The following is a 20,343-nucleotide window of genomic DNA, read 5'->3' as shown; positions in this document are numbered from 1 at the left end:
TGATAGGAAAGATAGCTGTTAATCTCTTAAAGGTTACTCATCGACCGATAACAAATCTAATAACGGCAAGGTGAAATTTTGAGCATTATGTACAACAACACAGACCTATCGATAACCCCTGAGGTGAACTTATTCATTGGTGGCGAATTCACCCCAGCCATGGCTGGTGGCTATTTTGATAGGTTAGACCCAAGTACCGATTTGGTAGCCTCTCGCGCGGCATCCGGTCGTGCAGAAGACGCTGAGCACATGGCAGCCGTAGCGGCGGCTAACTTTTCAAAATGGTCAACTACCGACGTCACCGAGCGTGCTAACATTCTGCGTCGTGCTAAACAACTCATGCCAAAATACAGAGATCGCTTTGCTCAATTAATGCTCAAAGAAATTGGCGCGGTTAATGACTGGGTCGATTTCAATATCAAAGTAGCGGGCGAAGCGATTGAAGCCGCGGTGGCGCTCGCACTGAAATACCCGACCATTCGCCCTATCGATGAAGCATCCGATTCTTATACTGTCCGCCAACCCGTTGGCGTATGCCTTGCTATTGCGCCTTGGAATGCACCAATTGTGCTGGCCATGCGTGCGGTCGTCTTCCCATTGGCCTTTGGCAACAGCGTTATTCTTAAAGCCTCTGAATTGTCCCCTGCAACGCATTCGCTAATAGCGGAAGTACTGAACGAAGCTGGCGTTCCAAAAGGGGTTATTTCGGTGATGACCAATGCGCCAGAACATTCAGAAGAAGTGATTGCGAGTTTGATTGCCAACCCATCAATACGACGCGTTAATTTCACAGGCTCAACTCGCATTGGGAAAGTCATTGCGGGGCTGGCGGCACAACATCTCAAGCGTTGTCTCTTAGAGCTGGGTGGTAAATCGCCGCTGATCGTATTAAAAGACGCCGACTTACCATTAGCGGCCAAAGAAGCCGTTTACGGTGCGTTTTTAAATCAAGGTCAGATCTGCATGGCAACAGACCGAATTATTGTCGAACAAGCCATCGCTGAAGAATTTATCGGCATTTTAAAAGGTATGGTTGCAGAGCTGGTCTCAGGCGACCCTCGTCGAAAAGGCGTTAAACTTGGCCCGGTTGCCAGCCCTTCTATCGCATCGCGGTTGTCTGCACTGATTGAAGATGCGCTAGACAAAGGAGCCACTCTCATTTCAGGCACCCAGCGTAGAGGCCAGTTTATTGACGCAACGCTGCTAGACCACATTACTCCCATGATGCGAATTTACTCGGAAGAATGCTTTGGGCCCATTGCAGGAATATACCGAGTTGATTCACCAGAAGAAGCCATTACCGTAGCGAATAATTGTGAATACGGCCTTGCGGCTGCCATTTTTACTCGCGATCTGGCGCTTGCCAGAAGCATGGCAAATCAGCTGGAATCCGGCATGTGCCACATTAATTCCGCCACCGTCAAAGACGACCCCGCGATGCCGTTTGGCGGGCTTAAATCCAGTGGTTACGGCCGCTTTGGTGGTGACGCATGCGTGGACGAATTCACCGAAGTGCGCTGGATCACGGTCGCCCCACCCTAACACTCACTCCACTCCCTATCATTTAAAACCACAACAATAAAAAGAGGTTCTTATGAAAGCACGTCTACTAGCTCCGTTCGCGCCAAATTTGGCGAAGTTAGCCATTTGCACAGCCATCGCAGGCGGTGTCATCTTGTCTGGTCAGTTATACGCTGCCGTAGACGATGACACCATCCGCATTGGGTTTATTAGCCCAAGAACCGGCCCATTGGCCAGTTTTGGTAAAACCGATGGTTTTATTTTAAAGCAAGCTCGTCAAGCCTTAGCCAGTGGCATGACCGTCGGTGGTAAACATTATCAGGTTGAAATCATTGATCGTGATAGCCAATCGGATCCAGCTCGTGCCTCGCAATTGGCAAAGGAGTTAATTAACCAAGATGTCGACTTGATGTTGGCCATCTCGACTCCTGAAGTCATCAACCCCGTAGCGGATGCCAGTGAGGCTGCAGGCATTCCATTTATGTCCACAGTTATGCCTTGGGAAGCTTGGTACTACGGTCGAGGAGCAAAACCAGGTGAAGCAAGTCCATTCAAATGGACGTATCACTTTGGCTTCGGTGCGGGGGAGTTTTATCGCACTTACATTTCCCAGTGGTCTCTGATCGACACCAATAAAAAAGTGGGCGTTATGTATCCTAACGATGCCGACGGAAATGCGATTCGTGCGGTTCTTGCTCCGCGTCTTGCAAACGCCGGCTACACCATCATCGACCCAGGCGCGTATGAAACCGGCACGTCTGACTTTTCGAGCCAAATAGCCTTATTTAAACGAGAAGGCGTTGAGATTATTAACTCTTTCCCGATTCCACCGGACTTTGCTGCTTTTTGGCGACAAGCCGCGCAACAGGGCTTACACCGCCAAGTCAAAATCATTCAAATTGCAAAAACCGGTTTATTCCCTGCGGATATTGAGGTGCTAGGCTCACTGGGACCGAAAATTGCCTCTGCCGCTTATTGGCATAAAACCTTCCCATACACCTCTCCCTTAACTGGATTGAATGGCGAACAATTAGCCAACATGTGGGAGACAGAAACCGGCGAACAGTGGACACAACAGTTAGGTGCCACCTTGTCGCTGCTTGATGCAGGCACAGAAGCGTTGAAACAATCGACCAATCCACTATCGCGCACCTCAGTACGTGACGCCATTGCCAAACTGAATGTAACGACCATTGGCGGTCAAGTGGATTTCACTTCTGGCCCAGTTCCGAACGTCGCCTCCGGCCCAATTATTGGCGCCCAGTGGGTTAAAGGAACAGGGAAATTCAAGCTTGATTATGTGATTACAGAAAACGTCACTGACCCTAACGTTCCCGTCACGCACAAGTTGCTTCAGTACAATGCTAAATAGGAGCAACAACGTGATACAAACACCATATTCACAACTACAAGCAACCGGGATCCACAAATCCTTCGCGAGCGTGCAAGTACTGAATGGGATTGATTTTTCTATGGACACCAACGATGCCATTGGCATCGTTGGACCCAATGGCGCAGGAAAATCAACACTCCTCAGTGTTTTGTCTGGCGCTCAAGCTCCCACAAGCGGCCAGATCATTCTCAACAACCACGACATTACCTCATTGCCTGCTCGTGAAAGAGCCAAGCAAGGGTTGGTCAGAACACATCAAATTCCAAAACCCTTTTCGGGCATTAGTGTCTTCGAGAATGTCTTCGTAGCGGCGATTCATTCGGCGACAAACAATCGTGAAGCGGCCTATGACATTGCCCTTGAATCCATCACCTTATGCGGCATGTTGCCCTTAGCAAACCGTGAAGCCGACAGTATCGGACTGCTTGATCGCAAACGATTAGAACTCGCCCGCGCGTTAGCTACGCAGCCAACACTGCTGTTTCTGGATGAAATTGGTGGAGGTCTTACTGATGCTGAAGCCTTGCAGCTCGTTGATACCATTCTCACCCTACGCGAACGTGGCATTGGCATTGTCTGGATCGAGCACATTGTCCATATCCTGCTCCGTGTTGCAAAAACACTCATTTGCATGGACAGCGGTCGCATTATTGCTCAGGGCGACCCTCACGACGTGATGTCAAATCAACAAGTAATGAAAGCCTATATGGGAGGTACAGACCATGCTGTCGGTGAGTAATTTAGACGTGCGCTACGGCCAGTTTCGTGCTGTACAAGGCGTGTCAATGAACATTGACCAAGGTGATATTGTGTCACTTATCGGTGCCAATGGTGCGGGGAAATCCACTTTACTAAGAGCCATAGCAGGCGCACTGCCGATCCATTCAGGAAGGGTGTCATTCAAACAACACGATGTGACCACGACCTCGTCCAGTGCGCTCGTAAAACAGGGGCTGTCATTGGTGCCAGAAGGCCGCCGTTTGTTTGCAGACATGACGGTGGAAGAGAATCTCTTACTAGGCACCACGGTTAAGCGTTCAGGTGATTGGAGCATAGAACGGATTTTTGCCACCTTTCCCAATCTGGTCAAACGTCGCCATGCCAAAACAGGCAACCTCTCTGGCGGCGAACAACAAGCCACTGCCATTGGCCGTGCGCTTATGTCGAACCCTGACTGTTTGATTTTAGACGAAGTCAGTCTAGGTCTTTCGCCTCTGGTCGTTGATCAGGTCTATGCCTCCATCGACAGTCTGAAAGACGCAGGTACGACTATTTTGCTGGTAGAACAAGATTTAGAACGTGCTATTCGTTTTTCTCACCGAGCGATTTGCATGTTAGAAGGCAAAATTGTCCTCGACAAACTGACAAACGATACCAACAAAGAAGAAATTACCCACGCGTATTTCGGTCTACAGCAATCGAAACACCAGGAGGCATCACAATGATGAACAGTCTGGTACAAGCCATATTGCTCGGCGGTTATTACGCTTTAATCGCCTGTGGACTGGCCTTTATGTTCCAAGTTATGCGCATCATTAATTTAGCGCATGGGTCATTGGCAATTTTGAGCGCTTACCTAGTATGGGAAATCACCGATGCCTTAGCGCTGTCGCCTTTTATCAGTGTGTTGATGATTCTTCCTATCATGGCCATCATCGGATTACTGCTACAACGGGTAATCTTAGAAAGAGCCACCAAAGGCGGAGAGTTACTTCCCGTATTAACCACCTTTGGCCTCGCCATCGTCATTGATAATTTATTGTTCCAACAATTTGGGGCGAATACTCGTTCTTTGTCGCCTTATCTTGGCGATTTAAGCTGGGAATCGTATGAAGTATTCGGCTTATGGATTGGCAAACTGCCCGTTATTGTCTTGATAACGGCTATCGTGATCATTGGTGGATTGGATCTTATTCTGCGCTTTACACCGCTTGGCCGCCAAATAAGAGCCACCGCATTTGATCCTGACACAGCGGGATTGGTTGGCATTGATGCTCGGAAAATAGCCGGTATTTCCGCCGCCATCGCCATGATGACAGTGGCCATTTCTGGCACAGCACTGGGGTTAAGAGGCACCTTTGATGCTTACGCTGGCGGACCCCAACTCTTGTTCGCTTTCGAAGCCACCATCATTGGCGGCGCAAGCTCCCTATGGGGCGTATTTATGGGCGGAATCATTCTTGCCATTGCACAAAGCATCGGGGCGCTTATTCATCCTCAGGGTTTTTTACTGGGTGGCCATTTCATGTTTTTGATCTTTTTGTTTGCTCGAATTTACTTCAATCGTGATGTTTTTTCGTTAAAACATTGGCTCTCTAAACGCAATGAAAAGGAAAACGCCGCATGAAAATACAACGCTCTAATGCTTATTCAAAAATGACGTTATCTGTTGTGGTCATCGTTTTCATTGTGCTGATCCTAGCTCCTTTTATTGCTTCCGATAATGCAATAGAAAGGCTTACGGTACTGTTCATTTACATCATCATGGCCGCCATGTGGAACACACTGGCTGGCTTTGGCGGTCTGATATCGATTGGCCAACAGTTGTTTTTTGGTTTGGGCGCGTACGCCACAATTCGCATCACTAATATGGGCGTATCCCCTTTTATCGCGCTGTTGATGGCAGCCTGCTTAGTTGGGTTGCTCAGTTGGCCGATTTCGAGCTTTATGCTGCGGCTGAAAGCTGGTGAATTTGCGATCGGCATGTGGGTACTTGCTTCCATTGGGCATTTGTTGGTTAACCTAGACCCCTTGATTCAAGGCGAAACAGGCATCTCACTGATCGCACTCAACCAGTATTCCATAGAAAATCGCCGCCAGTTTATTTACTTGGCCGCGTTAATCGGCATGTCAGGACTATTACTGGGATTATTTTACGTACTGCGCTCTAAGGCTGGTATCGCCATGCAAGCCATACGAGACAATGAAGAAGCTGCTGATTCGATCGGCGTAGACGCTGAAAAAGTAAAAAAATGGTTCTTCATTTTCGCCGCATTTGGCACCGCATTGGCGGGTGCTTTTATGGCTAGCACAAGCTTCATCCTTTCAACCTAAAACCTACTTTTCAGTGCAATGGACAGCCTACATGATTTTCATGGTGCTGGTTGGTGGGTTAGGTCGCTTTGAAGGTGCCATTTTAGGCGCTCTGCTGTTTTTCGCCGTGGAAACTTGGTTTGCGGCCACAGGGGTTTGGTACCTCGTTGGTTTAGGTGCGGTTGCTATGTTGTGCTCTCTATTCCTGCCAAAAGGTATTTGGGGAGCGATTGAAACTCGTTTAGGTATCACCTTAATTCCTGTGGGTTACCAGGTCACAGGGTTGATATCTGACACTCACTCAAAACACAAATAAGGAGATCATTATGCTATTTGGTAAAACCATCGTTGTTACGGGTGTCGCCAGTGGAATTGGCCAACGCACCGCAGAACTGGCCGCTCAAATGGGCGCTGATGTTATCGGTATTGATGTGGTAAAGCCTGCTCACCATATCGGCACGTTTTTACAAGGCGATATTTCAAACCAAAGCGGTGTTGATCAAATTATCAACGCCCTGCCTAATGGTATTGACGCGCTATGCAATGTCGCGGGTGTATCAGGAACGGCTGGCGCAGCGGTTACGCTTGCTATTAACTTTTTTGGGCTGAAAGCACTCTCTGAAGGCTTAGCAACCAAGATTCGTACTGGTGGAAGCATCATTAACGTAGCGTCCATGGCCGGATTTGGATGGCGACAAAACGCCCAACGCGCCGCTGCAATCGCCAAGTTAAATGGCTTTCCAGATTCCACACAACTATTAAAAGACTTTTCTATACCAAACGAGCTTGGCTACCCTATTTCCAAAGAAATACTCTTGGTTTGGACCATGCTCGCGGCTCATCAACCCATGTTTAAATCACGCAACATTCGCGTCAATGCCGTGTCACCGGGCCCTGTCGAAACGCCTATTTTGACCCAGTTCCGTCAGGTTCTTGGTGATAAACGGGTCAATTCAGACGTAGAGCGAGTGGGTCGCGCGGGTACCGCCGCCGATATTGCGCCGGTTATTTTGTTCCTCTGCTCAGATGCTGCACGCTGGATTAACGGAAACAACATCGCAACAGATGGAGGATTAGAAGCCTCCGTAACCATTGAAGAATTGAATCTATAAAAACAAGGAGAAATACCATGACTGTTTTATTAAGCCTTGGTGGAAATGACCTAACAGCCAGTAACCAAAAAGAATATCATCGACTTGACCCTGTCACAGGACAAGTCGCCTCGACCTCAGCGGCCGCCACGCTGGAAGATGTCAAGACAGCGACCAAAGCCGCGCACAACGCTTTCCCTGCTTGGGCGCAATCGGGTCCGGCTGAACGTCGCCACTTACTCAACAAAGCGGCAGAAATTATGGAAGCTAAACAAGAGGAGTTTATTGCGGCCATGATCACCGAAACCGGAGCAACTGGACCTTGGGCTGGTTTTAACGTGATGCTGGCCGCTGGGCATATCCGTGAAGCCGCCGCTTTAACCACACAAATGGGAGGCGAGGTGATCCCATCGAACAAACCGGGAACATTGGCCATGTCAGTGAATAAACCCAAAGGCGTGTGTTTGGCTATGGCACCATGGAATGCACCCATTATATTAGGCGCCAGAGCCATTGCGACACCTTTAGCCTGCGGCAATACTGTGATTCTAAAAAGCTCGGAGTTTTGCCCCCTTACCCACCGCTTAATCATCGATTGTTTTTTAGAAGCGGGCTTCCCCGCTGGCGTTGTAAATCTTATTTCGAACGACCCAAGCGATGCGGCTAGCATCGTCAAAGCGTTAATAGAAGCGCCTGAAGTGCGTCATGTGAACTTTACTGGTTCTAGCCCTGTTGGCCGCATTATCGGCCGCCTTGCGGGTGAAAACCTGAAACCCGCTTTGCTGGAACTTGGAGGCAAAGCACCGCTTGTCGTACTGGCGGATGCCGATATAGACGGGGCGGTCAATGCCGCTATTTTTGGTGCGTTCATGAACCAAGGTCAAATTTGTATGTCCACCGAACGCGTCATTGTTGATGAAGCGATAGCGGACGAGTTCGTGGCAAAATTAGTCGCTCGCGCATCAACACTACCATGGGGAAACCCGAGAGACACCGTGGTTTTAGGCTCTCTCGTCAACCCAGAAGTGGCCGATAAAATGCACGCTCTGATCGATGACGCTGTCTCTAAAGGCGCCAAACTGGTGTGCGGCGGTGAAAACGACGGCGCGATATTCTCAGCAACACTGTTAGACGGTGTAAACCAAACCATGCGAATTTACACAGAAGAAAGCTTTGGCCCCGTCAAGTCAATCATTCGCGTCAATGGCGATCAAGAAGCGATCAAGGTGGCTAATGACAGTGAATATGGCCTATCCGCGGCGGTCTTTTCACAAGACATTAATCGAGCGCTGGCCTGCGCCAATGCTATTAAAAGCGGTATTTGCCATATCAACGGCCCAACCGTCGGCGATGAACCACAAATGCCATTTGGCGGTGTCGGTGATTCTGGCTATGGTCGTTTTGGAGGGAAAGCGGGCATCGCCGAATTTACCGATTCACGCTGGATAACAATAGAAGACCCAAAGCAGCATTATCCAATATAAAAACACCGTTTTTTAATTAACTCTAAGCCAGTCTATTACTTAATGGACTGGCATTTTTATGCTCAATTAAAAAAACAGCTCTATATAAAACCTTAGATATATAATCTTTATCTCATCCAATCCTTGCGTTACTAATCATTAGACATAACAAGGGTTTCATAAAATAAATTTGACGGCGAAACGCTTATTTTTAGGACGTTTACGCGCTTTTTTAGCGCGCAAAAAAATTCACATTATATTGATTAAATTAATGTTTTTTAATGGCCATACCGCGACTCTGTTGGCAACAGCGCGGTGGCTAAAACAATTTGAAGCAGAGTTACCTCAGCCCGTGGTACTTATCTTTCAGCCAGCCGAAGAAGGTTTTCACGGTGCGCGTGAATGAAACAAGGTAATTCGGCGATGCTAAAAGCCGTTGCGGTTTCGCTACGGGAAAACAAACAGGAACTGGCCGATTTAATGGCGCTGGAACTAGCAAACGACACCGAATACGGACTTGGCGCGAGTATTTGGACCAGCAGCCAAGTGACCATAGATAGAGCCATTGAAACCCTAGAATCCGGACAAATCGCCGTAAACGGCATAGTGAAAAGCGATCCAAGGCTGCCATCTGGCGGAATTGGTAAGTCTGGTTATGGTCGTGAACTTGGCCCGCAAGGCATACGGGAATTTGTCAACGTTCAATAGATTTGGATTGCGTAGCCATTCGTGCCTTTCACAGATACCAAAAGAGCCTCATGTGAGGCTCTTTCTTCATATCAAAACCTAAAAAAACCGGCTGTATTTTATTCGCTAGGCTTTTAAAGTGTGGCGGTAAATACTTTAGAGAAACTGGTTTTTTCTTGAATATCGATATTGAGACGCAGTCTGCGCGAAATATCACTGGCAGAGAAAATACCGCGAATCTTGTGATTCTCACGATCCATAACAAGACAGTGACGTTCACCATCATTTTTAAGGGCGGTGATGACATCAGAAATACTGGCTTTGGAAATGTCCTGCCAATCCAATGCTTTTAGATTCTTTTTAGCTGTCATTAGGTCAGCAACGACGATTTCAGATCGCTCTAAGCCTTCCGATACTTTTTGAACAATTTTTCGTTCGATCAGGTCATCAGCACTAACAACACCAATAAAATGCTTATTCTCGTCAATGACAAATTTTAAGCGCACATGCTCTTTTTGCATCAGCTCTTTTACGTTTAATACAGACCAAGTGGACTCAACAATCAAAGGTTTGTTGTTTTGAAAATCAGTAAAAAAACTCAGTGCTGGGGAATCAATAGTAAGGTCGTAATTTTCTTCAGGCCAAGCCAATTCGTCGATGTCAGTTGTTGGGTAAAAATCTAATGTTTTCATATAAAGGCACTCCGTAGCGCGGTCTTGTCGTAAATCTAAAAGGCAATGAGACTGCTAATAAGCATATCTAATCATTTTACATAGAGTAATAGATTGGTACTAAAAATAACAATTACAAGGCTAGGAAGTACACCAATTCCATATTCCGTGCTGTTTTCCTCGGATACCAATTCGTTCTTTCTCAACAGGCACACTGCCAAAATTGCCATAGGAAATTGCTAGTGGAAAACAGTCGAGCTCAAGCACCGGCTAATGCTAAAGTGACCCACAATAAACAGGGCGACACCAAGATAACGGAGAGAAAATGAACGCTGCAAAAAAGCAATACAAGATGAAAGGCATGCTCATTACTGAATTCGAATTAGAGGTTCCTTTGGATTGGCATTCCTCTGACAGGAACCATAACGCCCCCATTAAACACCGTCCAACGATCTCTGTTTTTGCGCGTGAAGTGGTAGACGTGAACCACGCGAGTGATGAGCTGCCTTTATTGCTGTTTTTACAAGGTGGCCCCGGTGGTAAATCCCCTCGCCCAATGCCGGGCTCTCCTTCTTGGATGGCGGAAGCGTTAAAAACCCATCGCATCATTTTGATCGACCAGCGTGGCACTGGCCGCAGCAGCCGGATCGATACGAACCTCATCAGAAAAATGTCTGCCGAAGAAGGCCGAGATTATCTACTTAACTTTCGTGCCGACAGCATTGTCGCCGACTGCGAACATTTAAGAAAAACCGTTTATGGCGGCCGTTTGTTCGAAACCTTAGGACAAAGCTACGGTGGCTTTATCACCTTAACGTATCTATCCCAAGCACCAGAAGGCCTAGCGGCGTGCTATGTAACAGGCGGTTTAGCGGGATTGGAAGAACCCGCACAAGAGGTGTATCAGCTAACCTATCAGCGCGTGATCGAAAAAAACCAAGACTATTATGCGCGCTATCCAGAAGATACCAGCGTCATGGCAAAAATTGCTGACTGTTTAACCAACAACAAAGTGCTGCTGCCTGATGGCGATCAACTGACTCTAGAACGATTCCAAAGTATTGGCATTCTCTTGGGCATGGGGCCTGGAATTGACCAAGTACATTGGTTAATTGATGAGGCCTTTGCGGGCAGTGATAAGACACAACTCAGTGATGTGTTTTTGGAGCAAGTGATGAACCTCACAACTTACCACGAAGGCCCACTTTTTGCGGTAATTCATGAGAGCATTTACGGCCAACCAAACAAAAGCACCGCGTGGTCGGCTCAACAATTGCGTGCGCAATTTGGTGAGTTTGACGCAACACACTCGCCTTTGATGCTTACTGGCGAAATGATCTATCCATGGATGTTTGAGCAAATCGCTTCATTGCGTCCTTATGCTGGGGCGGCAAACGCCCTAGCGGAATACCAAGACTACGCGCCACTTTATGATCTTGAAAAACTTGCTAAAAACAAGGTGCCCGTCGTAGCCGCGGTATATCACAACGACATGTACGTGCCGCGCGAGCTGTCATTAAAAACAGTGAAGCAAGTTGCCAACACACAAATTTGGCTAACCAACAGCTACGAACACGACGGCGTTCGTCAATCGCCAGAAGTCTTCTGTAAATTACGTGAACTATTGCTAGACCAAGGCGGCCCATTAAAAGTCTCGAAATAATACAATCACAATGTTATGCATTTTTTCCGCATTGTTTAGACGACAAACCGCTAAGATCGTCGAATCGAACCTACATTGATAAGGAATTTTTATGAGCCATCCATTGAACCTAACCGTTAATAACATCCAAGGCAAAAGCGTTGATCTATCAGCCTACCAAGGCAAAACCGTTTTGGTGGTTAACGTTGCGTCAAAATGTGGTTTAACACCACAGTACGAAGGCCTTGAAGCCTTGTACAAAAAATACCACGAGCAAGGCTTGGAGATTTTAGGATTCCCTGCCAACGACTTTGCAGGTCAAGAACCAGGTAGCGATGAAGACATTCAACAGTTTTGCAGCCTTACCTACGATGTAACCTTCCCCATGTTCAGCAAAATTGTTGTGACGGGTGAAGACAAGCATCCCCTGTACAAAAACTTAATTGAAGCAGCGCCAGTGACACCCAATCGAGATGCTATGGTTAACATGTTGGCAGGTCATAAAATCGAAGCCACAAAAGCACCAGAAGTGGTTTGGAACTTTGAAAAATTTTTGATCACCAAAGATGGCAAGGTTGAGCGCTTCTCTCCTGATGTGACACCAAAAGACGATGCACTGGTTGCATCGATTGAAGCCGATCTATAAGCGTTAAAGCAAAGCCTAGACAAAAAAGAGTCACGCCAATAACGTGACTCTTTTTTTTGGTTATGAAGACCGGATTTGTCTAAATATCTTCATGCGGTTCCATTTCTGTCGATTCAGTTTTTTATACATCCACAAACAGCCAATATCAAACCCAAAGTAAAACACACTAATACCACTCGGCGGATTGCTACTCGCAATGAAAGGCACCTTACCGAACCAAGTGTCGGGCCAAAACCAGCACTGGTAATAGGTTCCCAACAGTTCCAAATACACCACCATGAAAAACATAATCAGAAAAAACAGCTCGTTACCGGTTTGCTTTCTTAATAGCAATACAATCACCAGCGTACAAAGAAAGCCAAAAACATCCTGATCGAACAGCAGCCAAAGGCTTGAATAGCCAATCATTGCCCAATATAAAATCGAAATGACACGCGCCTTGTTACGCTGAATGATGTTTTCCTTTTGAATATAAAACACAGCAGCGTAGATCAGACTGTGACCAAGCGGCACATAAATAGGGACATTCTCAAGCCGATATTCGTACATGCCCAAAAAAATGGAAAAGATCACCTCCCCAATCAGCGCCAGCGCAACACCATAAAGCATCAGCTTTTTTATTTTTGCGGTAACACGCAAATAGACCCAAACAAAGCAGATCAATACCAAGAAATTAGTAGTCCACTGATTAAACAGAATGTGCTCGGCCACCATGCTGCTATCGAGAAACAAACCAAGCCAGAGAACCATAAAGACAGGAAAATAAATCGATGAATAACGAAGTGTCGGCATTGTCACAAAAAGCAGTCATTGGATGAGGAGAGAGTATTAAAACGGAAAAAACGAAATAAAACACGCTTAGCGCGCTTTATTTCGTTTTGAAAAGGGCAATCTTTATCAATCAGCGAACAAACTGTTCAGCCCAAAACGCCACGGGCGAAGCGATGAGAATCGTTAAGGCCACACGCTGATACCAAACGATCAGCATTTGTTTAATACTCAGTGGGATCTCGGTCGACAAGATACACGGGATTGAAGCAGAGAAAAAAAGTATGGATGAAATAGACACCACACCAACCACGAACTTCACAACGAAGACGCTTTTCGCGGCGATTAAGGCTGGCAAGAACATTTCAGCCAAACCCGTTGCCGAGGCCGTCGCCACCATCATTGGGTCTGGCAATTGTGCGAGCCATGCGAACGGGTAAAACAGGTAACCAATCCATTCAAACACTGGCGTGTACTTCGCCAATAACAAACCACATAAACCCACCGACATAATAGAAGGCAAAATACTCATTGCCATTAACATGCCTTCTTTGATGTTTTGCAGGATATTCCGACCAATGGGCGCGGCGTTGCTTGCAACTTCAAGCCCTTCCAACGCAGCATGTTTGAAGCGCGAATGCTCGAATTTTTCGACTTCACGGCTTTCTGCCGTGTCGTCCATTTTGCTAAGCGGAAAAATGCGTACTGTGATTGCCGTCACCACAAAAGTGATCAATAAAGTGGCCCAGAAAAAAACATTCCAAACATCCATCAAACCCAGTGTTTTCGCCACGATAACCATAAAAGTAGCCGAGACAGTAGAAAAGCCAGTCGCAATAATCGCCGCTTCTTTTGCGGAATACTGACCCGACTTATACACTCGGTTGGTGATCAACAAACCAATAGAATAACTGCCAACAAAAGACGCAACCGCATCAATTGCTGATTTACCTGGCGTTTTAAACAGAGGCTTCATAATCGGCTGTAAAAGCACGCCAGCAAATTCAAGCAATCCGTAACCAATCAAAAAGGCAAGAAACACCGCGCCAATCGGCACGATCAGACCAACCGGCACCACCAATTTACTAAACAAGAACGGCAACATGTCTTTTTCGAATAAAAAAGCCGGCCCCACTGAGAAAAATGCCATGACAGCGGTTACCACGCCCAATACTTTAAAAATAGACAAGACGGTTTGGGTTTTACTGGCACGCCAGTTACCCGAAACGAAAGGGTAAGCGCCACCCGCCAGAACAACTAAAATCGCGTACACCTCAGCCATTCCGGCAAAGTCTTTACGTAACCAAGAAACAATATGATCCAGCGGGATTGTCGTTTTTCCGCCAATATCGATCGGAATGAAAAAGACAAAAATACCAATGCAGCTATAAGCAATAAGTTTGAGAAGAGACAGCGGCGTGACAACGCCAGTCTTTGAGTCTGTAACGTTCATATTAGGCTTCCTATAAGAAGGTGAGTAGTCAAAAAGAGAAAAAGCAAAATACATACCAACATGTATATACATATAAAAATGGGGCAATAAGCTCTTTTATCTGATGACTTCTCGTATGTTGTTTTTATTTTAAAGCACCTGAATCGCCAATATCGCACAGAATAAGCGCAATATAAAGCCCTCAGCACGCATTTAGGTCATTCTGATAGTGGGGAATTAAAAGACGGTTAAGAAAAAACGTTTAGGAAGAAGTTCCACTCAATCGAACAGCTTGTATATACATAGATTTTGATTTATTCATAATGAACTCAACAGCGTATCGTACTGGTCAAGTAAGTTTTCGGCATAAAATGCTCTGACTGAGGGCGCTTCGGTGTTTTCTGTCGCATGTCGCTGAATCAAATTCACCGCGTATTTGGCTTCATTTTCAATGTTCTTTAAGTCACTCTGATACAGATAAGACTTTGCGCTCAACGACTCACCAAACAATTCAGGATACACCTGTCGATTAGGAAGCACAGGCACGCAACCCAAGGCCACGGCTTCGAGAACGGCAAGACCTTGAAACTCATGCAGCGCAGTCGACAACACCATATCTGACGAAGCCAGAAAAGCCAAATAATCCGCTCGGCTTGGGGCAAAGCCAAATTGCGTGATTCGATGAGAAAACTTGGCTTGGATCTGATCAAACTCTTTTGGAACAGAGCGAAACTGCTCACCAAGGATGGCAATTTCGTAGTCTACATCGCGGCGCTCTAGTTCTTCTAAAATAGCCAACAGTCGATCAGGCCCTTTGTCGAATTCCCAACGCGCAGACCAGACCAATTTGATTCGTTTCGACGCTTTTGTATTCACGCCCTCTTCTGGCATGAAAACCTCAATTGAAGTGGACATTTCTAATGGCACAGTAAGCACTTGAGCGTTGGATTCTGTGCCATGCAACCAATCTGGTGAGACATAATCAGGCAGCTTTTTTAGTAAAGCACGCGCGCCACCAAAGAAAGTGTCCTTATTAAATTGGCTATTAAATACACAGACATCTGCAGCCAATGCGCTGTACATAGTCACCATCTGCATCTCGATCAAGCCTTGCTGCTTGTCGCTGGCCGGATAGGCAAATTGATTTTCGTGGAAATACAGCAGCCAAGGAATGTTCTGTAAGTTTGGGCAAAAGGCTTTCAGCCCAACAACGTCTGTCATAGACGTCGCAATCACGACATCGTATGACCGCTCTATCACGGACTTAAATTGCGGATCAAACGCAAAACTCATGGCGTTACCGCGAATCCGCCACGCAAAGTGTCGAGCAGGCAAAGACACATACTCCCAATCATGCTGACTCATTCCGCTCATTAAAGTCTTCGCCCACGCTTTATGGCTGCTGGCTTCGTAAGCACTGATCAATAAAATTCGCACGATTGAGGTCTCATTTGTTGGTTTAATTTGGTCTTTGTCGCTGGCTCAACGGCCATGGGTCGAATATCATGTAGGAAAATAACGAATCCTTTAAGGAATAACATGATCATTCAACGTCACGATCAAGATATTAACACGCCAACAGGCCTGATGCGCTGCACCGTTTACCGCCCTCAAGCAGAAGGTCGCTTTCCGTGTGTCTTCTTTTATTCTGAAATTTTCCAACAAACTGCTCCGATTGCTCGCTCCGCTGCCATCATGGCAGGACACGGTTTTGTGGTTATTGTGCCTGAAGTGTTTCATGAGCTTAACCCGATCGGTACCGTATTAGGTTATGACGACGAAGGCAAAGACAAAGGCAACGCAGACAAATTCACCAAAACACTGGAAGCCCACGACAGCGACACGGTTGCGATGCTCGAATACTTTGAACAACAAGAGTATTGCACAGGACAATTTGGCAGTATGGGCGTTTGTTTAGGTGGTCATTTGGCGTATCGTGCGGCGTTAAACCCTCGCATCCAAGCGTCCTTTTGTTTGTACGCAACAGACATTCATTCGAATACCATTCCATGTAACGAAGGCAATGACTCTTTCACTCGCACCAAAGAGATTCAAGGGGAATTGACCATGGTGTGGGGCAAACAAGATCCGCACGTATCAACAGAAGGTCGTCAGAAAATTTACCAGCAATTAATCGACACTGACCGTTTATTCACTTGGCATGAATTCAACGGCCAGCATGCGTTTATGCGCGACGAAGGCGATCGTTACGACCCTGCCCTAGCCTTAGAGTGTTACAACAAAGCGGTTGCGCTGTTCCAACGCACCTTGCATAAAGCCTAATACGCTAATTTTTCGTTTCGTGGTCGTCGGGGTGAGCTTATTGCTCGCCTCGCCACATTGGCGTCATAGCACACTCGCCTAGCTCACCAGAGATCCACATTTCGCTGTCTTGAATAGTCACGTTCAATTGCATAGAACGAGTGCAGATTTTTGCCAAGGCTTCGACTTGAGACTCAGGGAATTGCAATACTCTTAGGTTATCGAAACGACTATTCTTGCCTTTGTTCTGTTCCCACCAGATGTCGGATTTGTCGTTGTAATTCACAACGATCACTTGTTGAGCTCGACCGCAGGCTTTGCGTAAACGCTTTTCATCGGGCTGACCTAACTCCACCCAAAGCAAAATTTCATCGGAATAATTCTTTTGCCAAAGATCCGGTTCATCTTCTGTGCTGATGCCTTTGGTAAAACTTAATTGTTCGCCGCCTTCTTTTTCATCAGCTAATAGCGCAAACGCTGCCAAACGCACCATCATGCGCTCTTCGGTTTCAGAGGGATGTAACGCCAAAGTTAACTCATAACTTTGATAATGATTTCGATCCATATCAGACACTTGAACCGATGCTTTATAAACTGTTGCTTTCGTCGCCATGAGCTCACTTACTACGTTATTGCCTACAAAAAATTAACCACAAGAGTTAACTGCAAAAAATTGACTACAAAGCTCTCTAAAAATAAGCCAAGAAAATCGCGACGAATTGTACAGCAAAAAACACTCACCATACCCTTATATGCAGACTGTTTTTCGTCATTATGCAAACGGCGTAATGTGTGCAAAAAAAGAATGATTATTTCGATATAAGCAATTGACATAAGACACGAAAAAAGGCTCAATCAAGAAGCTCATTCGAGCAAATATTACACAATTGACACCAAACAACGTTAAGGAGAAGCACCATGATCACATTTATTCGCAATCATTCTACTTACTCCATGACGACTCGCTGTAATAACCGAGTTCGTGCAACGTTGCCTGCGCGTTCAATGCCTGTGTAATTCACCATTGACCGCGGAATTTACGCGGTCACCTCTATTAGACACAACCCCGTAAGTTCCGCCAAAAAAGCACCATTAAAACGACTATTTTGGAGAAAACTTATGAGTATCATCGCCCTATTCAACGCCGCTAAAGAATATTTTGAAGCACGCCGCACCAATCAACTCTTTCGTCAATTGGACGACCATTACCTAAAAGACATTGGCTTCTATCGCGACAACGGACACATTCGTCCATTGGCAGGGAAAAAAGACCTCGAGAGCCAACCTTTAGAACACGCTTACATACCGCCGGGAGAACAACCGAGCGACGGGTGACCCGATTGTCACCTTAGATGGCTCTAAGGTGACGGTAAACAATGGGTAGGATAACCACAACGCCTTTCATTACTCAGTAGTGAAAGGCGTTTTTGTAGGAATGTTCACGTTGGAGTAAATGGCTTGGACTAAGCCAATGGAAAATTAAGGCAATGAACATTGGTTAAATTCACAACCTATTTTCATCCAACCTATTTTCATCTGACCCCAAATTCGCCAAATTCGAACTTTAATGTTCGATCAGACGCTTAGAAATCTTGTAATTTTATGACATAATGTTGCGCATCTGTCGCAGAGCGTTTTAGCTCTTTATCGCGGCGCTTTTTTGAACTTATTCGATAGCATAACAATGTCACTAGATAATGGGGCTGCCCCAGTAAATTCAAGCGCTGAGCTTGATCGTCGATTCTCCATCGCACCCATGATGGATTGGACCACCAGCGATTACCGTGTTTTTGCGAGAACGTTAACTAGGAATACGCTGCTTTATACCGAGATGGTGACAACGGGTGCTTTGCTGCAAGGCAATCATCCTGAAAGATTCTTACGATATGATGGTTGTGAACACCCTATTGCGTTGCAGTTAGGTGGATCTGACGCGGTTGCGTTGGGTAAATGCGCAAAAATGGCGCAGCAAGCGGGCTTCGATGAGGTTAACCTTAATGTGGGTTGCCCAAGTGACCGAGTACAAAACAGTTTAATCGGTGCGTGTTTGATGGCTTACCCAGATAAGGTAAAAGACGCCATGCGAGCAATGCAAGATAACTGCGATATTCCAGTAACAATCAAACACCGCATTGGTTTAGATGACCAAGAAGATTACAGCGTGGTGCGCGATTTTGTTGGTGATGTGGCGACCACGGGCGTGAGTACTTTTATCGTCCATGCTCGCAATGCGATTTTGGAAGGCTTAAGTCCAAAAGAAAACCGTGAAGTACCGCCACTGAAATACCACTATGTCCACCAACTAAAGAAAGATTTCCCAGACCTTGAAATCATTGTGAACGGTGGCATTAAAACCCTAACAGAATGCAAAGACCAATTAGCTCACGTGGATGGCGTTATGGTTGGCCGCGAGGCTTATCACAACCCTTGGTTATTAAGCCAAGTGGACGAGCAACTTTTTGGTAACCCAGCGTTAGTGACGAGTCGCTACGAAGCACTAGAGGCTTTCGTTCCGTATGTGGAGCGCAAGCTAGAAGAAGGCGAACGATTATTGCACCTCACCCGACATATTTTGGGTATTTTTCAGGGGAAGCCGGCGGCAAACAGTTCCGTCGTTATCTTTCTGAAAATGGTCATAAAGCCGACGCAAAGATAAATGTATTATTAGAGGCCATCGATTTGGTCAAACATCATCAACACAAAGGATAAGAGCAATGAGCAATAAGTTATCTCAGTTAAAAGAGTTCACGACCATTGTGGCCGACACCGGTGATATCACAGCCATCAAAGACTTTTTACCAGAAGATGCAACGACCAACCCATCTTTGATGCTAAAAGCGGCACAAATTCCTGAATACGCGCCTTTCCTTGACCAAGCGGTTGCTTGGGCAAAAACACAGAGCGATGACAAAGAGCAGCAAATTCTAGACGCTGGCGACAAGCTTGCGGTTATTGTTGGTACGGAAATTCTAAAATACGTTCCAGGTCGCATTTCCACTGAAGTCGATGCGCGTTTGTCTTTTGACAAAGAAGCGACTCTGGCGAAAGCCCGTAAATTGATCGCACTTTATGAAGAAGCTGGCGTGTCTCGTGACCGCGTTCTAATTAAAGCCGCGTCTACTTGGGAAGGCATTAAAGCCGCAGAAGAGCTAGAAAAAGAAGGCATCAACTGTAACCTGACTTTGCTGTTCTCTTTCGCTCAAGCACAGGCTTGTGCGGAAGCGGGCGTTTACCTGATTTCTCCATTCGTTGGTCGTATTCTTGATTGGTACAAAAAATCGACTGGCCAAGAGTACACGGCAGAAACCGATCCTGGTGTGGTTTCTGTGACTGAAATCTACAACTACTACAAGCAACACGGTTACAAGACTGTTGTGATGGGCGCGAGCTTCCGTAACATCGGCGAAATCGAGCAGCTTGCTGGTTGTGACCGTTTGACGATCAGCCCTAACCTGCTTGAAGAATTGAAGAAAGATGAAGGCAAACTAGAGCGTAAATTGACGCCAACAACGGATGTGAAACCTGCGCCGGCGGCGATCACTGAAGCGGCGTTCCGCTGGGCGATGAACGAGGACGCTATGGCAACTGAAAAGTTGTCTGAAGGCATTCGTAACTTCGCAGCGGATCAACGCAAACTAGAAGTCACTTTGGCGTCTATGCTTTAATCGTACCACCATAACGATTTAACGCTTCGGCGTACTAAAAAACGCGGCCTTGGTCGCGTTTTTTTTAGT

At 46.3% G+C, this 20,343-nt stretch carries 21 protein-coding genes and 1 pseudogene; 17 read left to right on the top strand and 5 right to left on the bottom strand.

Translation table 11 applies throughout. The features are described 5' to 3' along the window. Positions 1-87: 87 nt before the first annotated feature. The 11 genes from N5P32_RS14925 (at position 88) to N5P32_RS14875 (ending at position 9,209) form a co-directional block, all read left to right on the top strand. On the top strand, positions 88-1,542 hold the full coding sequence (locus N5P32_RS14925) for an aldehyde dehydrogenase (RefSeq protein WP_265729843.1): 1,455 nt from the start codon (positions 88-90) through the stop codon (positions 1,540-1,542). A 52-nt stretch (positions 1,543-1,594) separates the two neighbouring features. Next, on the top strand, positions 1,595-2,893 hold the full coding sequence (locus tag N5P32_RS14920; protein WP_265729819.1) for an ABC transporter substrate-binding protein: 1,299 nt from the start codon (positions 1,595-1,597) through the stop codon (positions 2,891-2,893). 10 nt (positions 2,894-2,903) lie between these two features. Further along, positions 2,904-3,653 carry an ABC transporter ATP-binding protein gene (locus N5P32_RS14915; protein WP_265729818.1) on the top strand — a complete coding sequence of 250 codons (750 nt, stop codon included), beginning with the start codon at positions 2,904-2,906 and terminating at the stop codon, positions 3,651-3,653. Beyond that, positions 3,637-4,359, top strand: a complete 723-nt coding sequence (locus N5P32_RS14910) for an ABC transporter ATP-binding protein (protein ID WP_265729817.1) — start codon at positions 3,637-3,639, stop codon at positions 4,357-4,359. Before N5P32_RS14915 ends, N5P32_RS14910 begins: the two co-directional genes overlap by 17 nt. After that, positions 4,356-5,261, top strand: a complete 906-nt coding sequence (locus tag N5P32_RS14905; RefSeq protein WP_265729816.1) for a branched-chain amino acid ABC transporter permease — start codon at positions 4,356-4,358, stop codon at positions 5,259-5,261. Before N5P32_RS14910 ends, N5P32_RS14905 begins: the two co-directional genes overlap by 4 nt. After that, positions 5,258-5,968, top strand: a complete 711-nt coding sequence (locus N5P32_RS14900) for a branched-chain amino acid ABC transporter permease (RefSeq protein WP_265729815.1) — start codon at positions 5,258-5,260, stop codon at positions 5,966-5,968. The genes N5P32_RS14905 and N5P32_RS14900 overlap by 4 nt, the downstream gene beginning before the upstream one ends. Positions 5,969-5,999: 31 nt before the next feature. Continuing rightward, on the top strand, positions 6,000-6,263 hold the full coding sequence (locus N5P32_RS14895; protein WP_265729814.1) for an ABC transporter permease: 264 nt from the start codon (positions 6,000-6,002) through the stop codon (positions 6,261-6,263). A 10-nt stretch (positions 6,264-6,273) separates the two neighbouring features. Further along, a complete protein-coding gene (locus N5P32_RS14890) occupies positions 6,274-7,059 on the top strand; it encodes a coniferyl-alcohol dehydrogenase (RefSeq protein WP_265729813.1) in 786 nt (261 codons plus the stop codon). A 17-nt stretch (positions 7,060-7,076) separates the two neighbouring features. After that, positions 7,077-8,522, top strand: a complete 1,446-nt coding sequence (locus tag N5P32_RS14885) for an aldehyde dehydrogenase (RefSeq protein WP_265729812.1) — start codon at positions 7,077-7,079, stop codon at positions 8,520-8,522. Positions 8,523-8,772: 250 nt separating this feature from the next. Next, positions 8,773-8,907 carry a M20/M25/M40 family metallo-hydrolase gene (locus tag N5P32_RS18310; RefSeq protein WP_338267151.1) on the top strand — a complete coding sequence of 45 codons (135 nt, stop codon included), beginning with the start codon at positions 8,773-8,775 and terminating at the stop codon, positions 8,905-8,907. Beyond that, positions 8,904-9,209, top strand: a complete 306-nt coding sequence (locus N5P32_RS14875; RefSeq protein WP_265729811.1) for an aldehyde dehydrogenase family protein — start codon at positions 8,904-8,906, stop codon at positions 9,207-9,209. Before N5P32_RS18310 ends, N5P32_RS14875 begins: the two co-directional genes overlap by 4 nt. Positions 9,210-9,322: 113 nt before the next feature. On the opposite strand, the gene N5P32_RS14870 is transcribed toward N5P32_RS14875, so the two are convergent. Beyond that, on the bottom strand, positions 9,323-9,880 hold the full coding sequence (locus N5P32_RS14870) for a CBS domain-containing protein (protein WP_265729810.1): 558 nt from the start codon (positions 9,878-9,880) through the stop codon (positions 9,323-9,325). 304 nt (positions 9,881-10,184) lie between these two features. On the opposite strand from N5P32_RS14870, the gene N5P32_RS14865 reads away from it, so the two are divergent. Both N5P32_RS14865 and N5P32_RS14860 read left to right on the top strand, forming a co-directional pair. Beyond that, on the top strand, positions 10,185-11,522 hold the full coding sequence (locus N5P32_RS14865; RefSeq protein ID WP_265729809.1) for an alpha/beta fold hydrolase: 1,338 nt from the start codon (positions 10,185-10,187) through the stop codon (positions 11,520-11,522). A 91-nt stretch (positions 11,523-11,613) separates the two neighbouring features. Further along, on the top strand, positions 11,614-12,147 hold the full coding sequence (locus tag N5P32_RS14860; RefSeq protein ID WP_265729808.1) for a glutathione peroxidase: 534 nt from the start codon (positions 11,614-11,616) through the stop codon (positions 12,145-12,147). 60 nt (positions 12,148-12,207) lie between these two features. Here the strand turns inward: N5P32_RS14860 and N5P32_RS14855 are convergent, their stop codons facing one another. The 3 genes from N5P32_RS14855 to N5P32_RS14845 all read right to left on the bottom strand — a co-directional run bounded on the left by N5P32_RS14855 (position 12,208) and on the right by N5P32_RS14845 (position 15,784). Beyond that, entirely contained in the window at positions 12,208-12,939 is a 732-nt protein-coding gene (locus N5P32_RS14855) for a hypothetical protein (protein WP_265729842.1), read from the bottom strand. Between the two features lie 109 nt (positions 12,940-13,048). Beyond that, complete coding sequence (locus N5P32_RS14850; protein ID WP_265729807.1) at positions 13,049-14,368, bottom strand: YjiH family protein; 1,320 nt, start codon at positions 14,366-14,368, stop codon at positions 13,049-13,051. 297 nt (positions 14,369-14,665) lie between these two features. Continuing rightward, on the bottom strand, positions 14,666-15,784 hold the full coding sequence (locus N5P32_RS14845) for a tRNA-queuosine alpha-mannosyltransferase domain-containing protein (protein ID WP_265729806.1): 1,119 nt from the start codon (positions 15,782-15,784) through the stop codon (positions 14,666-14,668). A 102-nt stretch (positions 15,785-15,886) separates the two neighbouring features. Here N5P32_RS14845 and N5P32_RS14840 point away from each other — a divergent pair, with 102 nt between their 5' ends. Next, positions 15,887-16,630: a dienelactone hydrolase family protein gene (locus N5P32_RS14840; RefSeq protein WP_265729805.1), complete on the top strand. Its 744-nt coding sequence runs from the start codon at positions 15,887-15,889 to the stop codon at positions 16,628-16,630. A 37-nt stretch (positions 16,631-16,667) separates the two neighbouring features. Here the strand turns inward: N5P32_RS14840 and N5P32_RS14835 are convergent, their stop codons facing one another. Further along, entirely contained in the window at positions 16,668-17,222 is a 555-nt protein-coding gene (locus tag N5P32_RS14835) for a YaeQ family protein (protein WP_265729804.1), read from the bottom strand. 506 nt (positions 17,223-17,728) lie between these two features. On the opposite strand from N5P32_RS14835, the gene N5P32_RS14830 reads away from it, so the two are divergent. The 3 genes and pseudogenes from N5P32_RS14830 to tal all read left to right on the top strand — a co-directional run bounded on the left by N5P32_RS14830 (position 17,729) and on the right by tal (position 20,274). Beyond that, positions 17,729-17,944 carry a DUF1127 domain-containing protein gene (locus N5P32_RS14830; protein WP_265729803.1) on the top strand — a complete coding sequence of 72 codons (216 nt, stop codon included), beginning with the start codon at positions 17,729-17,731 and terminating at the stop codon, positions 17,942-17,944. A 349-nt stretch (positions 17,945-18,293) separates the two neighbouring features. Further along, positions 18,294-19,318: pseudogene (gene dusA, locus N5P32_RS14825) on the top strand (tRNA dihydrouridine(20/20a) synthase DusA). Positions 19,319-19,323: 5 nt separating this feature from the next. Next, positions 19,324-20,274 (top strand): transaldolase, encoded by a 951-nt coding sequence (tal, locus tag N5P32_RS14820; protein ID WP_265729802.1) that lies wholly within the window; start codon positions 19,324-19,326, stop codon positions 20,272-20,274. Positions 20,275-20,343: the final 69 nt, after the last annotated feature.

The sequence above is a fragment of the Marinomonas pontica genome, from assembly GCF_026191375.1.
GTDB classification, from domain to species: Bacteria; Pseudomonadota; Gammaproteobacteria; order Pseudomonadales; family Marinomonadaceae; genus Marinomonas; species Marinomonas pontica.
Note: the sequence above shows the minus strand (reverse complement) of the source record. Positions and strands in the feature narration are given on the sequence as shown.

What these genes read in the sequence shown, in the direction of transcription:
- N5P32_RS14925 (WP_265729843.1), top strand. Translation starts at nt 88, where the DNA reads ATGTACAACAACACAGACCTATCGATAACCCCTGAGGTGAACTTATTC.
- N5P32_RS14920 (WP_265729819.1), top strand. Translation starts at nt 1,595, where the DNA reads ATGAAAGCACGTCTACTAGCTCCGTTCGCGCCAAATTTGGCGAAGTTA.
- N5P32_RS14910 (WP_265729817.1), top strand. Translation starts at nt 3,637, where the DNA reads ATGCTGTCGGTGAGTAATTTAGACGTGCGCTACGGCCAGTTTCGTGCT.
- N5P32_RS14905 (WP_265729816.1), top strand. Translation starts at nt 4,356, where the DNA reads ATGATGAACAGTCTGGTACAAGCCATATTGCTCGGCGGTTATTACGCT.
- N5P32_RS14900 (WP_265729815.1), top strand. Translation starts at nt 5,258, where the DNA reads ATGAAAATACAACGCTCTAATGCTTATTCAAAAATGACGTTATCTGTT.
- N5P32_RS14895 (WP_265729814.1), top strand. Translation starts at nt 6,000, where the DNA reads ATGATTTTCATGGTGCTGGTTGGTGGGTTAGGTCGCTTTGAAGGTGCC.
- N5P32_RS14890 (WP_265729813.1), top strand. Translation starts at nt 6,274, where the DNA reads ATGCTATTTGGTAAAACCATCGTTGTTACGGGTGTCGCCAGTGGAATT.
- N5P32_RS14885 (WP_265729812.1), top strand. Translation starts at nt 7,077, where the DNA reads ATGACTGTTTTATTAAGCCTTGGTGGAAATGACCTAACAGCCAGTAAC.
- N5P32_RS18310 (WP_338267151.1), top strand. Translation starts at nt 8,773, where the DNA reads ATGTTTTTTAATGGCCATACCGCGACTCTGTTGGCAACAGCGCGGTGG.
- N5P32_RS14875 (WP_265729811.1), top strand. Translation starts at nt 8,904, where the DNA reads ATGAAACAAGGTAATTCGGCGATGCTAAAAGCCGTTGCGGTTTCGCTA.
- N5P32_RS14870 (WP_265729810.1), bottom strand. Translation starts at nt 9,880, where the DNA reads ATGAAAACATTAGATTTTTACCCAACAACTGACATCGACGAATTGGCT.
- N5P32_RS14865 (WP_265729809.1), top strand. Translation starts at nt 10,185, where the DNA reads ATGAACGCTGCAAAAAAGCAATACAAGATGAAAGGCATGCTCATTACT.
- N5P32_RS14860 (WP_265729808.1), top strand. Translation starts at nt 11,614, where the DNA reads ATGAGCCATCCATTGAACCTAACCGTTAATAACATCCAAGGCAAAAGC.
- N5P32_RS14855 (WP_265729842.1), bottom strand. Translation starts at nt 12,939, where the DNA reads ATGCCGACACTTCGTTATTCATCGATTTATTTTCCTGTCTTTATGGTT.
- N5P32_RS14850 (WP_265729807.1), bottom strand. Translation starts at nt 14,368, where the DNA reads ATGAACGTTACAGACTCAAAGACTGGCGTTGTCACGCCGCTGTCTCTT.
- N5P32_RS14840 (WP_265729805.1), top strand. Translation starts at nt 15,887, where the DNA reads ATGATCATTCAACGTCACGATCAAGATATTAACACGCCAACAGGCCTG.
- N5P32_RS14835 (WP_265729804.1), bottom strand. Translation starts at nt 17,222, where the DNA reads ATGGCGACGAAAGCAACAGTTTATAAAGCATCGGTTCAAGTGTCTGAT.
- N5P32_RS14830 (WP_265729803.1), top strand. Translation starts at nt 17,729, where the DNA reads ATGAGTATCATCGCCCTATTCAACGCCGCTAAAGAATATTTTGAAGCA.
- tal (WP_265729802.1), top strand. Translation starts at nt 19,324, where the DNA reads ATGAGCAATAAGTTATCTCAGTTAAAAGAGTTCACGACCATTGTGGCC.